Below are 14216 nucleotides of genomic sequence, written 5' to 3' on the forward strand. Positions count from 1 at the left end.
CGGAAAATCATTTAAAAAAGAATCTTATCCTCTTTTCTCAATTCCTCAAGGTATTTAATTTTATCATCTCTGTAAAATAAATTCATCGTCTCGAAAGGAATCATCTTTAAATCTTTATTGACAATGTGAACGCAAGATTTTTTAATGGCGCGCACATCAAAATCATGGGCATCCATAAAATTCATAATGATAATTCTGAAGAGATTGTCATAGTCTAAATTGGGAGCCGAAACTTCCGGAAGACAGCATAATAACTGGTTTACTTTAGGCTGAACCTTATCTACAGAAATTCCGGTGCTGAAAATATCCAAAAGCTGCATCTGCAGTCCCGCATCCTGTTCATAAACAATGGTGTTTTTCGTTTCATTATTCAGCAAATCAGCAGGATTGATATACCGTGTCAGAGGAATAGTTTCCCCTTCAAGTTTAAGAATATAACCCATCGCCAAAGCATCTGGATTACACGGAACAGGAATAATATCATCACCATTCAGAAGCGGGAACTGATTTAAGATTTCCTGCCTTACTTCCGTTAAAGTAATTTTTTCGTGTGCAGAATCCTCCCTGTTTCTTCCGGCCACTTCAACAGGCTGAAAGGTAATCCCGCGGACGCATTTCTGTTTTAAGGCAAAATCAATCAGTTTTCCGATTTCATCAATATTTTTCCCTTTCTGAAGCACAATAACCAGGGTCGTGGAAAGATTCAATTCATTTAATTTTTCCAAAGCTTTCATACGGACATTCGTCAGATCTTTTCCTCTGAAATCTTCCAAAACTTCAGGTTTAAAAGAATCAAACTGAAGATAAATCTCAAATTCAGGAGCGTAGGTCGCCAGTTTTTCTGCAAAACCGGGATCATTCGCAATACGGATTCCGTTGGTGTTGAGCATCAAATGTTTAATCGGTTTGGTTTTCGCGATATCCATAATTTTAAAAAATTCAGGATGAATAGTCGGCTCGCCGCCGCTAATCTGCACGACATCGGGTTCTCCTTCGTTTTTAACAATGGTATCAAACATCGCTTCAATCTGCTCCAAACTCCTGTGACTTCCATAATGTGGCGACGACATGGCATAACAGGTCGGGCATGTCAGATTACACCGGTCGGTAACTTCCACAATGGAAAGACAGCTGTGCTGCTCATGATCTACACACAAACCGCAATCGTAAGGACAGCCATATTCCACATCGGTCCCGAAATGGACGGGCATTTCCGAGGCCTTATTGTAATTTCTGATATTTTTATAGTATTGAACATCCGAAGCAATCATGGTCTTGAAAAAGCCGTGATCAGGACATCTTTTGGTCATAAAAACCGCTTCATCTTCAATAATGATCTTGGCACCTACTCTTTTCAGGCATTCGGGGCAAAGACTGATGGTATAATCGTAATACGTATAATTTCTTACCGGCATATTTTCAATTTTTTACATTCCTCCACAAACAAAACCGCTGATCAGGCCACAAATCAACAACGAAATAAGCATCGTCTGCCAGAACTGTGTTTTAGAAAACTTTCTTCCATCTTTGCCTTCATAAACAGACTTTACAATTAGTGTAATAACCAATGAAACAACAAGGGAAATAACTACAATTATCCCTATAATCATGGCGACAATGCCACCGAGGTTACCAACTTCCAGAAGGGTCAGCATTTTCATAATTTAATATTTTGTGTGTTTTAATCTTATAAATGTAATAAATAATCACCGAAAGACAGACCAGTTGAATTGTTCCTAAATTTCCGATAATATCAATTTTAGGTTTAATAAAATCTAAAAAGAACCTAAATGTAAAATAACTGAGCATAAATAGCTGAAAAATAAAACCTGAAGGGTGTTTTCGTTTTTTCTCAACCATTTTTAAACAAATCCACAAAAGAATCAGAAAACCAATCTCATACAATGCAACAGGATGTCTAAGATATTCATCACCAAGATGCATTCCGAATATTGATGTGGTAGGCAGGCCGTAAGTTTCTTCGTGAATTCCTGTTAGAAAACAGCCGATCCTGCCGATGATTATGGCTACTATTAAAGGGTAAACAATCAAATCACCGGTACTTTCTTTGTGACCGACTATTTTCTTTGCCCATTCAACTCCCATTAATCCGAAAGCTAAACCGCCAACAATGGTATTATTGGTCCAAAATCTTTTAAAGTTAAAATTTTCAAATAAAACATAGGGATTTTCAAGATTTCCGATGAGTTTTGAACCGATTAACGCTCCTGCCGTTGCTCCGATAAGAACCGCTGCAGAAGTGTTGAAAGACAGTTTTTCGGTTGATTTTCTTTTTAAATAAAAATAAAAGCGCATCCCAAGAAAAATACCCAGTGTTTCAAATACAGGATGTGCAAGAACCGTTTTACCGAAAATCTGAAAAGTAACAGGGAAATCCATCCTTTCAAAAGTAGTATATTTAAGTTAAATTACTAATTTTAATTTTTTAAACAACAAATAAATTCACCAAAATGCGAATAGAAAATGATATAAAGCTAGGTTTTAAAGACGTTATGTTCAGACCCAAACGTTCTACTTTAAAATCCCGCTCAGAAGTGAATCTCGAAAGAGAATTTACCTTCAAGCATACGAAAAAGAAATGGAGAGGAGTTCCCCTGATTGCAGCCAATATGGATACGGTAGGAACTTTTGAAATGGCGGTAGAGCTGGCCAAAGATAAGATCATTACTGCCGTTCATAAGCATTATACTCCTGAAGAGTGGAGCCGGTTTCTGGACAGCCAGCCGGAAAGTATCCATCAATATATTGCTCTGAGTACCGGTACCGGAAAAGCTGATGAGGAAAAGCTAAGACTAATCCTCGAAAAGCACCCAAAAATCGAGTTTCTGTGCATCGATGTAGCCAATGGTTATTCTGAGCATTTTGTTGAATTTGTGAAGAAGGCAAGGGCTAATTTTCCTGATAAGATCATCATGGCAGGGAATGTAGTAACGGGAGAAATGGTAGAAGAGCTTCTTCTTGTGGGGGCAGACATCATTAAAGTAGGTATCGGGCCAGGTTCGGTGTGTACAACAAGAGTGAAGACCGGTGTCGGCTATCCTCAGCTTTCTGCTATTATTGAGTGTTCTGATGCTGCTCACGGTCTTGGAGGACATATTATTGCGGACGGAGGCTGTAAAGTTCCGGGAGATGTGGCTAAAGCTTTTGGCGGAGGGGCAGATTTCGTGATGCTGGGAGGCATGTTTGCCGGCCATGATGAAAGTGGCGGCGAAATCATTGAAGAGAACGGGAAAAAATACCGACTGTTTTATGGGATGAGTTCTAAAACAGCTATGGATAAGCATTCCGGAGGAGTAGCAGAATACCGTGCTTCTGAGGGAAAGACCGTAAAAGCTGTTTATAAAGGCCCTGTTTCGGAGACGGTGAAGGATATCTTGGGTGGTGTACGTTCTACGTGTACGTATGTGGGAGCTTCCAAACTTAAAGAGCTTTCGAAAAGAACTACTTTTATCAGGGTTCAGGAGCAGGAGAACCAGATATTTAAAGACTGATATCTGAAAAGAAATAGGCTCTCGCTGATTTTGCAGATGGAGCAGATTTTTTTAATTTCTAAATAAAAACAAAACCGGCTGTACAAGTGATGTACAACCGGTTTTGTTTGGTTTAGTATTAAGTCAGCATTCCGCCGTCTACGTTTAAAGTTTGTCCTGTGATATAAGAAGCCATTTCACTTCCTAGAAATATACAGGCATTGGCAACATCCTTTGTCTGCCCTGCCCTTTTCATCGGAATCCTGTCTCTCCATGCCTGAAGGGTTTTCTCATCCAGATCTGCTGTCATTTCAGTTTCAGTAAATCCCGGAGCAACTGCGTTACATCTTATATTTCGTGATCCCAGCTCCAGCGCGATAGACTTTGTAAATCCTATTACTCCGGCTTTAGAAGCTGCATAATTGGACTGTCCCGGGTTTCCGCTGATCCCCACTACTGAAGTCATATTGATGATAGATCCTGATTTGGCCTTCATCATCGGCTTAATCACTGCTTTCGTAAGGTTAAATACAGAATCCAGATTGATTCTCATTACCTGGTCCCAGTCTTCTTTAGACATTCTCAACAGCAGGTTATCTCTGGTGATTCCGGCATTGTTGATCAGAATATCGATCTTTCCGAACTCTTCCATTACATCATCGATTAATTTTTGAGCTGCATCGTAATCCGATGCGTCAGACTGATATCCTTTGATCTGGGTTACAGAACTTAAAGCCGCCTCTAATGCTTGAGCTTTGTCTACAGAACCGGCATAGGTAAATGCTACTTTTGCACCCTGTTCAGCGTACATTTCAGCAATTTTCTTTCCAATTCCTCTTGTAGCTCCGGTAATTAGTGCTACCTTTCCTTCTAATAGTTTCATCATATCTCTTGATAATTATATTCTTAGTAAATACTTCCGTCTTTAAAAAACGGCAATTTAGCATATTTAATTTTATACTAATTAAGCAGTCCGCAAAGATATTATAAATTGTTATTCAATGCATTTCAAATCATCAAATTAGTGATTTTTTTTCGCTGTTTTTTATCATATTTTAAAGACGGCTGCCGATGTTTTTAAATCTTGTAAAATAAAGAATATCCGTTTTTTTGTCTTTATCCAGTTTCAGGACTTCCTTCTGCCAGTTATATTTATCATAAATAATATCTTTCAAAGGTTCGTTCTGAAAATTCACAACACCATATTTGTCCTGCTTCTTTACGACAATTTCGTTCTCAGAATTTTCAAATACAATGATGTCATCGTAAATAAAAGGAACAATTTCCTTTCCTTTTTCATCGATTATTCCGTACAAATTATTGCTGTTTCTGCAGACCGCCGGTTTTGAATACAGATTAAAAATATTGAAAAAATCCGGTTCCTGCTCTTTGATAAAAACAATGTTTTTCAGAACAGAAACAGATTTGTCGAGCACAGAGAACTTATAATAGCTGTCCTGCTTTTTAATGATGAGATGCTCCGTATAGAAAGCAATGATCCGGGTATTTTCTTCCAGAATATTTTTCAAATCTTTATCCAGAAATTTTTCTTCCTTCCCTTTTTTAAGATAAATGAAATCTTTCCCTGAAATAGTGAAGCTCTGAATAAAATCATATTCCTGGGGAACAATACTATCTCCCTGAAGGCTCACCATGCCTGATTTCTTTGATGGTTCACTGTAAACCCTGAAAAGATCATTGAATAAAGGTGTTAAATACTTGAAATTGGCCGGATAGAGCTTTTTATCTTTTTTATTAAAAACACTTGTTTTTCCTTTTTTTCTGAGATAAACATATTCCTTTGCCCCAAAATATTCCGGTGAAGCATCATCAAAAATCTCATCGGCGAGGATATTTTCTTCGGTATCAACCAATCCGTACTTTCCTGTTGTCCTGTTTTTAGTGATCAGAAAAGGATAAGAGGTTACGTCATAGATCTTTTTAGAAAATTTATGCAGTGTCTCTCCGTTTTTCCCGATGATTTCACTTTGATTATCTTCATTGGTGATCAAAGCTCTGCCATTTTCGAAGCGAATCTCTTCTTTAAATTCCCGGCTGCTGATCTGTTTTCCTTCCAGATCGTATAAAAACCAGCTTTTATCTTTCAATACAGATAAACGGTCTTCTGCTACAAAACGAATTCTGTCCGAATAAGGAATGATCTGTTTTCCTTTATAATCATAAACAGCTTCTTCCCCCTCTTTTGAAGAAATAATACATTTTTCACTGAGCCAGGGCGTATTAAAGCTCTGATCATCCATAGGAAGCAATTCGTTTCCTTTTTCATCAATGATGGCAGATTTGGTTTTATAGCCGGATTCTCTTGAAGTAAGAATAAATCGGTTTTTAAATACATGTGAAATACTGTGAGGAGATTCAAACGTAATATTTCCCAGTGAATCTACAATGTGCTCTTTCTTTCTTTTTGAATCGTAAACCGTTCCATAACCTTCTGAATAGGAATGAACTTCCATCCCGATTTTTTTTGACAAAAGGATCTTGGTATACTGATTGGTCTGGGCCATACACACTGACGAACACAGTGCGAAAACTAAATTTTTCAAAGATTTAAATAGAATTATTGACAATAAGAACAATCTCTCCTTTTAAAGTTTTACTTTTGGAAAATTCAATTAATTCATTGATAGTTCCGCGTTTGGTTTCTTCAAACTTTTTAGAAATTTCCCGGCTCAGACTGGCTTTTGTTTCTTCTCCGAAGAATTCTTTGATCTGCTCCAGAGTGGTATTGATCTTATGTGGACTTTCGTATAAAACGATGGTCTTTTTTTCTTCTGCAAGCTGTTTCAGCTTTGTCTGCCTTCCTTTTTTCTGGGGCAGAAATCCTGCAAACAGAAATTCATTATTCGGAAGTCCGGATACGACAAGCGCTGGGATTAAGGCTGTGGCTCCGGGAAGACATATCATTTCAATAGCATTGTCTGAACCTGCTTTTGCCAGCAGATAGCCGGGATCTGAAATTCCGGGAGTTCCTGCATCGGTAATGATGGCAATATTCTGTCCGCTTTTAAGATCAGCAATCACCTTTTCGGTGGCCTGATGCTCGTTATGAAGGTGATAGGATTTTAAAGGTTTGGAAATCTCGTAATGCTTCAAAAGTATTCCTGATGTCCTTGTATCTTCACATAAAATATAGTCAACTTCCTTAAGGACTTTTACAGCCCTGAAGGTCATATCTTCTAAGTTCCCGACCGGTGTGGGAACAAAATATAAGATTCCGCTCAAAATTATAAGAATTTATTTTCTACCAATATCCAGAGTCTCTGGGCATATTCATCTACCTTACTCCACTTTCTTTCGTAATAAAGATCGCTGAGATATTCTTTTGCTTCTTCCAGGTTTCTAAAACTGTTCAATTGAGTTACTGTCTCGTTGAGATCCGTCTGACTTCCGCCAAAAAGCATTTTTGAAAAGGCAATTCTGTCGTTCAGATCAAGTCTGAATTCAGGCTTCACCTTATCAGCCTCCATAAAGTGGGTCGGAATATTTGTTTTAAGAATGCTTCCCGAGTCTTCTTTTGGTTCATAAACAGGTTTTTCTTTCGGCACTTCTCTTTCCAGAGGATCATCGTCAAAAAGAGTCTGTACGGCCTTTAGTCCTTTGATATTGGCCAGTTTTATTTTTTTCTCCTGCTGATAGGCATCTAGATCTTCGAAGCTTTCATCAGAAGCTGGTTTTGTTTTTTCTGTTTCGGGAAAAGGCTTTTCTATTTCAACAATTTTTCTTCTGTCGTATACCTCTGCAAGAATAGTTTCTTCTTTTTCTTCTGAAGGAAAATCATTTTTTATTTCGCTCAGAATACTTTCCACATTAGAAGTTTCTGTCAGCATTTCACCCTGTTCCACGGTTACATTGGAGACACTGAACTGTTCCTCATTTTCCTCGATTAACATTTCATCTTCCAGCAGCTCAGTATCGAAAATGCTTGGAATTATTTCTGTCTGTTCTTTAACTTTATTTTTAGTAGTAGGGTCTGATTCTTCTTTTGCAGGGTCATTTGAAGCATCCGTTTCATGTGAAACATTGTCTTCATCTTCGTCAATTTCATTCAACTGATTATTGAAAACGACCTCTTCTTCTGTAATCTCATTGATGAATAAATCTTCATTAAGACCTTCATCATTATCCGGTTCAGCATCAGCAAGGATTCTTTCCTCATCTACGAAACTGAAGACTTTCTCATTAACATTGAACGCTTCATTTTCATCAATTTCGTTCAACTGATTATTAAAAACAGCCTCTTCTTCCGTAAGATCGTCATGATGAGAAGTTTTTTCATTAACAGTTCCTCCCGGATTCTGTCCTAAATTTTCCTCTGCGAAACTTACAATATTTTCATGGAACTCATTTTCTACGATTTCATCAAGCTGATGGTTAAATTTTTCCTCTTCATCTCCTGAAGCCACTGCATATTCCTCTCCTTCATTTTCATCAATTTCATTAAACTCATTATTGAAAATCGCTTCTTCTTCCGTTACTTCATGATGAGATTCATGTACATCATCGTTATGTAATGAAGTGTATTGGTTTTCTGAGTTTTGCTGTGAATTATCTGTAATAAAGTATTCAATATTTTTTTCCAGAAGCCTTAAAAAAGAGATCCTGTTCGCAAGCTCATCTACAAGATCCTGCTTGGAAAGTAATTCATCTACGTTGTTTATTTTCTCCAGAATATCAATGATATTCTTGGATTCAAAAAAAATTTTTTCCTTTAAATCTTGGATGTTCTGCATAATAAGAATCTTATTAAAATTGCTTACTTTTGATCTTAAAAATATACGGCTAATTTAACAAATGTTTTTAGAAAATACAATTAATCATTCCAAACAAAGCGGTTGGATGGAAGTTATTTGTGGCTCTATGTTTTCGGGAAAAACCGAAGAGCTGATCCGAAGATTGCGAAGAGCAGAAATGGCGGGGCAGAACGTGGAAATTTTTAAACCGAGACTGGATACACGATATTCTGATGAGGACGTTGTTTCTCATAATCAGAATAAAATACGCAGCACAGCAGTAGATAATCCCAATGAGATTCTTCTGCTGGCCTCGAACTGTGATGTAGTGGGAATAGATGAAGCTCAGTTTTTTGATGAAAGCATTGTTGATATTGCCAACCAGCTTGCCAACAGCGGTGTAAGAGTAGTTGTGGCAGGTCTTGATATGGATTTCCTGGGACGTCCCTTCGGACCGATGCCCAATTTAATGGCTACCGCAGAATACGTAACAAAAGTGCATGCTATTTGCAAGAGAACGGGTAACCTGGCCAACTATTCCATGAGAATCTCCCAGGGAAATGATCTGGTAGAGCTTGGTGAAACAGAAAGTTACGAAGCAGTAAGCCGACGTGTTTTTATTGATGAAGTACTTTTAAAAAAGAAAAAATAAGTCATAAGGCTTACAGTTAATTTTCACTGAGCATAGGTTTTATCTTTATATAATCTACAACCGGACTTTTAACATATTAAAAACGGTCTTCCACTGAAAATTAACTGTAAGCCTTTGTGGTTGTCCAAAATAAATAAATTAACTTGTAAAGGTAAAGGGGTTAAAAATTTGAATGGATCCGGTTTAAAACCATATATTTAACTTTCCGGTTTTACCATTATTAAGCTCAAAAATAAAGCAGAAGGGGTACCAATGAACTATACAGTAAAACAAATTGCAGAGATCACCAATGCACAGATCATTGGAGACAGGGATGTATTGATCCGAAATATAGCGTTCGACAGCAGAATTATTTATTCAACAAAGAATACGGCATTCATTGCGATTAATACGCATAAGAATTCCGGTGAAAAATTCATTGAATCTGCCATAGATCGCGGTATTGCCGTGATTATTTCTGAGCATCATTATCCGCAGTTTGAAAATGTAACCTGGATCATTGTTGAAAATGCAGTAGAATTTCTTCAGAAACTGGCGAAATATCATTTCGAAAATTCCCACCTGAAATCTATCGGGATTACCGGAAGTAATGGTAAAACCATTTTAAAAGAATGGCTTTATCAATGTCTGTGGAACGAATTACCAACTGTAAAAAGTCCGAAGAGTTTTAATTCCCAGATCGGACTTCCGCTTTCCCTTCTCCAGATCAACAGCTCTTATGAGCTTGGAATATTTGAAGTGGGAATTTCAAAGCCGAACGAGATGGAAAAACTGGAAAATATATTCCATCCCCAAATCGGTCTGCTTACGCATATCGGGAATGCCCATGCTGCCAATTTTCAATCTGAAGAAGAACTGATCGATGAAAAGATCATGCTTTTTAAAGGTTCTGAAATTATTATTTACAATGGTGACAATACATTGGTAGACAAAAAGATCCATGAATTATATTCAGATAAAAAATTAATTTCCTACGGGCTTAAGAAAGGCAACCAGGTTTTCATTAAAGAAAATGTTTCTAAGGATGAAAAAATTACGGTTGTGTATTTCGATGAAGAGATCTCCTTCCCTGTCCATCAGAGAGATGAAGCTACCTTAACGAATGCTTTGGCCCTGATCACAGTTTTAAAGGAAATGAATATCGATAATCAGAAAATTGTCGAAAAAATCAATTCTTTAAAGGCGGTAGAAATGCGCCTTGAAGCTATCGAAGGAATTAAAAATAATATTGTTATCAACGATTCCTTTAATCTGGATCTGGATTCCCTGAAAACAGCCCTTCAGTTTCTGAATGAATATAAGAAACCTAAGAAATCTCTGGTTTTAACGGATATAGTAGGGGTTAACTCGAACTCTAAAGAGCTCTACGAAGAAGTTTCCGAACTGGTAAATGACCAGAATTTTGATTCTGTATTCCTTATTGGTGACGAAATATCAGTATTCAGTGAATTATTTAAATCTAAAACTTCTACTTTCGTTAATACTCAGGAATTAATTGACAGTAAACATCTTACAGAAATTGAAAACCAGATCATCCTGCTTAAAGGAGCAAGAAAATTTGAAATTGAAAAGCTTAAAGATATTCTTGAACTCAGAAAGCATGACACTGTTCTGGAGATCAATCTGAATGCAATCCTTCATAACATCAACTATCACAAATCCCTGCTGAAACCGGGAACGAAAATGATGGCAATGGTAAAGGCTAATGCTTATGGCTTAGGCAGTTATGAAATTTCTGAATTTTTACAGCATCATCATATAGATTATCTGGGTGTTGCTTATGCTGATGAAGGTGTAGAGCTGCGTAAAAAAGGCATCACCACTCCTATTGTAGTCATGAATCCTGAACAGCATAGCTATGAAGCTATCATTGAATACAATCTGGAACCTGAAATTTACAGCTTCAGGGTTTTAGAATTATTCTATGAAGCCGTGCAGAAGTCAGGTTATGATAAAAAATATCCTGTTCATATAAAGCTGGAGACCGGAATGCACCGTCTTGGCTTTAAAGATTTTGAACTGGATCAGTTAAGTGAAACTTTAAATAGTAAAAATGTAAAGGTTCAGAGCTTATTCAGTCATTTATCTTCTTCTGATATGCCTGAAGAAAAGGAATTTACAGTAAAACAATTAGAAATTTTTGAACAGAACTCCGCTTATCTGATGGGAAAGCTGGGCTACACTCCTATCCGGCACATTCTTAATTCTTCCGGAATAACAAGTTATACGGAACATCAGTATGACATGGTAAGAATAGGGATCGGAATGATTGGAGAATCACCATGCAGTGAAATACAGAAACAGCTTCAGTCTGTAGTAAGCTTTAAAACCGTAATTTCACAGATATCAACAGTTGATACCGGAGAATCTGTAGGTTACAGCAGGAAATATAAACCTGATCATGCCGTAAAAATCGCTACGATTCCTGTAGGCTATGCAGACGGAATCCCAAGACTGATCGGAAATCAGGTTGGAAATGTGGGCGTAAATAAAGTACTGGCACCAATTGTCGGAAACATATGCATGGACATGATGATGATCAATGTAGATCAGATTTCCAATGTAAAGGAAGGTGATACAGTCACTGTTTTTAATGCAAAACCAAGTTTAAAAGAATTCGCAGGCTACTGCAAAACAATAACCTATGAAGTATTAACCTCCATTTCGCCCCGGGTGAAACGGATTTATATAAAAGACTAGTTATGAGAAAACTCCTGATCCTTCTCTTCGTATTCCAACTCCTGATGATCCATTCTCAAGTGAAAAAGGATCTGGTTATTCCAAAAAATCCAAAAATCGGCCTTTCCCTTGCCGGTGGCGGTGCCAAAGGTTTTTCACACGTCGGAGTACTGAAGGTATTAGATTCATTGGGAGTAAAAATCGATTATATTTCCGGAACCAGTATGGGAGCCATTGTTGGAGGTCTGTACGCTTCGGGGTATTCCGGAAAAGAAATAGAGAAGATCGTAATGGATACCGATTTCTATTCTCTGATCATGGATCCAAAATCCAGGCAGGAAACTTCTTTCTTTAATAAATCCGTCGATAAGTATCTTTTATCCATTCCTTTAAAAAACGGGAAGATATCCCTTCCCTCCTCTATCAGTTCAGGACAGAGAAATGTATATCTGCTTAAGGAGCTTTTTAAAAACGTTTCCAATATTGATGATTTTTCCAAACTGCCCATCCCTTTTATGTGCGTTGCCACAAATCTGGAGAGCGGCAATATGGAAATTTTCGAAAAAGGAGATCTCGTACAGTCAATTATGGCCAGCTCTGCCTTTCCATCTTTAATGGATCCTGTAAAAATTGGTGACAGTATTTATATAGACGGAGCAATGACGGTAAATTATCCTTCAAAGCCGTTAAAGGACAAAGGAATCGATATTGTGATCGGTGTGGACCTTAATCAGGATTTATCGAAAAGAGAGGATTTAAACAATATTATTTCAATCCTTAATCAGGTTATTGATTTCGGAATTAAAAGAGACACAAGAAAACAGTACAAATACACCGATATCAACATCAAGCCGGACCTTAAAGGAATGACCGCCACCAGCTATGACGAAAAGAAAAAAATTCTCGACAGCGGTTATGTAGAAGGCATGAAATATACCTCTATACTGGATCAGCTTCCAAAACGGCAATTTGACCGTCTTAGAGAGCGTGTAAATCCAATATATTCCAATGTATATAAGATTGATAGTATTTCGCTGGAAGGAGGCCGTATTTACGGTAAAAACTATGTTCTTGGGAAAATGGCGCTCCGCCTCCCTTCTATGCAGACTTACGGGTCAATTAACAAAAAAATAGATAAACTTGTAGCCACCAATAACTATCGCTTTATTAATTATGATATTATTCCTGAGAATGATGCCAACTACCTTAAACTCTACGTTACAGAAGATGAAGCCCGTCATTTTTTAAAGGTAGGACTGCATTATGATGAAGTATTCAAAACAGGTCTTCTCCTGAACTATTCAGGAAAACGTCTTTTATTTAAAAATTCAAACCTATCGCTTGATGTTGTCGTAGGCGATAAACCGAGATATTACCTTAACTATTTTATTGATAACGGATATATTCCGGGATTCGGTATTTACTCTTCCGGGATGAGCTTTGATCTTAAGAATATTGATAATAATGTCGTAGATAAATGGGAATGGTTCAGAAATGAAGCGTTTATACAGTCTGTATGGAGGGACAAATTTGCCATAGGAGGCGGAATCAGTCATGATTATTTTGGAGCAGAAATAAATGGCGAACATGAAAGGTATATGCGTTTTCTAAACCCTTATGTATTCTTAAAAAGCGATACTCAAAATGACAAAGACTTCTCTTCAAGAGGAATTTATATCAACGCGGAAGGTAAAGTGATTGATCTTTTGAAATCTGAAGTTGAAAAAAGAATTATACAGGTTAAAGCGGATATCAGGATTAATGTTCCAATCTCAAAACAATTTTCTTACCGTCTTAATCTGTATGGCGGTATTACAATCGGTGACAATCTCCCGGAATTTTATCAGTACAAACTGGGTGGAATTTTTGAACAGAATATCATCAACTTCAAAAGTTTTGGAGGCTTTTATTTTGCTCAGCTTAATAGCAATAACGTCGTTCTTGTTTCCAATGATCTTCAGTTCAAATTCAATAAAAACTATTTCCTAAGCGGGAATTTTAGTTTTGCCAATCTTTCTGATGACATTAATTTTGAAGATGCAGTTAAAGTAAATTATAGCTCAGTAGGGCTTACTGCCGGCTACAAATCACCGTTTGGACAAATCAAGGTCAACTTTAGCCACTCACTTAAAAACAATCAAAAAGGCATATTCAGTGTTATTTTAGGACACTGGTTTTAATACAATGATACAATTCTTTTACGAAAATTTACAGGAATCTGTGAGTACAGATTATCAAAAATGGCTGGAAGATATTATTCTTTCAGAAGAAAAAAAACTAGGTGAAATCAATTATATTTTCTGCGATGATGAATATCTGCTAAAGATCAATCAGGATTATCTGCAGCATGATTATTACACAGACATCATCACTTTCGATTATGTAAAAGGGAAAACAATAAGCGGAGAGATTTTCGTATCTTTGCAGCGAATTTCGGACAATGCTTCTACCCTATCCAGAGATTATGAAGAAGAATTAAAAAGGGTCCTTGCCCATGGAATCCTTCACCTCGCTGGATACAAAGATAAGACAGAAGCCGAAGAGAAAGAGATGCGCAAAATGGAAGATTTATACCTGGCTAAGTTTAAGGAATCAAATCCTTGATAAATTGAAGAATCACTTAAAGAACTATACGTAAAGTGT

General features: G+C 37.1%; 12 protein-coding genes. 5 read left to right on the forward strand and 7 right to left on the reverse strand.

All coding sequences use genetic code 11. The features are described 5' to 3' along the window. Window positions 1-11 precede the first annotated feature (11 nt). The 3 genes from J4Q03_RS10910 to J4Q03_RS10920 are packed head-to-tail and all read right to left on the reverse strand — an operon-like array spanning window position 12 to window position 2400. Window positions 12-1415: a radical SAM protein gene (locus tag J4Q03_RS10910; protein ID WP_426048207.1), complete on the reverse strand. Its 1404-nt coding sequence runs from the start codon at window positions 1413-1415 to the stop codon at window positions 12-14. A 12-nt stretch (window positions 1416-1427) separates the two neighbouring features. Next, window positions 1428-1661 (reverse strand): hypothetical protein, encoded by a 234-nt coding sequence (locus J4Q03_RS10915; protein WP_426048208.1) that lies wholly within the window; start codon window positions 1659-1661, stop codon window positions 1428-1430. After that, window positions 1630-2400 carry a prolipoprotein diacylglyceryl transferase gene (locus tag J4Q03_RS10920; RefSeq protein WP_426048209.1) on the reverse strand — a complete coding sequence of 257 codons (771 nt, stop codon included), beginning with the start codon at window positions 2398-2400 and terminating at the stop codon, window positions 1630-1632. The genes J4Q03_RS10915 and J4Q03_RS10920 overlap by 32 nt, the downstream gene beginning before the upstream one ends. 71 nt (window positions 2401-2471) lie before the next feature. On the opposite strand from J4Q03_RS10920, the gene J4Q03_RS10925 reads away from it, so the two are divergent. Continuing rightward, window positions 2472-3512: a GMP reductase gene (locus J4Q03_RS10925; RefSeq protein ID WP_426048210.1), complete on the forward strand. Its 1041-nt coding sequence runs from the start codon at window positions 2472-2474 to the stop codon at window positions 3510-3512. A gap of 118 nt (window positions 3513-3630) precedes the next feature. Here the strand turns inward: J4Q03_RS10925 and fabG are convergent, their stop codons facing one another. The 4 genes from fabG to J4Q03_RS10945 all read right to left on the reverse strand — a co-directional run bounded on the left by fabG (window position 3631) and on the right by J4Q03_RS10945 (window position 8242). Then, window positions 3631-4374: a 3-oxoacyl-[acyl-carrier-protein] reductase gene (gene fabG, locus J4Q03_RS10930; protein ID WP_426048342.1), complete on the reverse strand. Its 744-nt coding sequence runs from the start codon at window positions 4372-4374 to the stop codon at window positions 3631-3633. A gap of 172 nt (window positions 4375-4546) precedes the next feature. Further along, window positions 4547-6055 (reverse strand): WG repeat-containing protein, encoded by a 1509-nt coding sequence (locus J4Q03_RS10935; RefSeq protein WP_426048211.1) that lies wholly within the window; start codon window positions 6053-6055, stop codon window positions 4547-4549. 4 nt (window positions 6056-6059) lie between these two features. After that, on the reverse strand, window positions 6060-6734 hold the full coding sequence (rsmI, locus tag J4Q03_RS10940; protein WP_426048212.1) for a 16S rRNA (cytidine(1402)-2'-O)-methyltransferase: 675 nt from the start codon (window positions 6732-6734) through the stop codon (window positions 6060-6062). 2 nt (window positions 6735-6736) lie between these two features. Next, window positions 6737-8242, reverse strand: coding sequence for a hypothetical protein (locus J4Q03_RS10945; RefSeq protein WP_426048213.1), 1506 nt, complete (start codon window positions 8240-8242; stop codon window positions 6737-6739). A 61-nt stretch (window positions 8243-8303) separates the two neighbouring features. Between J4Q03_RS10945 and J4Q03_RS10950 the strand changes: the two genes are divergently transcribed. The 4 genes from J4Q03_RS10950 (at window position 8304) to ybeY (ending at window position 14177) form a co-directional block, all read left to right on the forward strand. Beyond that, window positions 8304-8894: a thymidine kinase gene (locus tag J4Q03_RS10950; protein WP_426048214.1), complete on the forward strand. Its 591-nt coding sequence runs from the start codon at window positions 8304-8306 to the stop codon at window positions 8892-8894. A gap of 252 nt (window positions 8895-9146) precedes the next feature. After that, the gene (locus tag J4Q03_RS10955; RefSeq protein ID WP_426048215.1) at window positions 9147-11594 is read left to right on the forward strand and encodes a bifunctional UDP-N-acetylmuramoyl-tripeptide:D-alanyl-D-alanine ligase/alanine racemase; all 2448 of its coding nucleotides are present in this window, start codon (window positions 9147-9149) and stop codon (window positions 11592-11594) included. A gap of 2 nt (window positions 11595-11596) precedes the next feature. After that, a complete protein-coding gene (locus tag J4Q03_RS10960; RefSeq protein ID WP_426048216.1) occupies window positions 11597-13753 on the forward strand; it encodes a patatin-like phospholipase family protein in 2157 nt (718 codons plus the stop codon). A 4-nt stretch (window positions 13754-13757) separates the two neighbouring features. Continuing rightward, window positions 13758-14177, forward strand: coding sequence for an rRNA maturation RNase YbeY (gene ybeY / locus J4Q03_RS10965; RefSeq protein WP_426048217.1), 420 nt, complete (start codon window positions 13758-13760; stop codon window positions 14175-14177). Window positions 14178-14216 lie beyond the last annotated feature (39 nt).

Origin of the sequence: Chryseobacterium sp. NFX27 (assembly GCF_049887855.1) — a bacterium.
Taxonomy (GTDB): Bacteria; Bacteroidota; Bacteroidia; order Flavobacteriales; family Weeksellaceae; genus Chryseobacterium.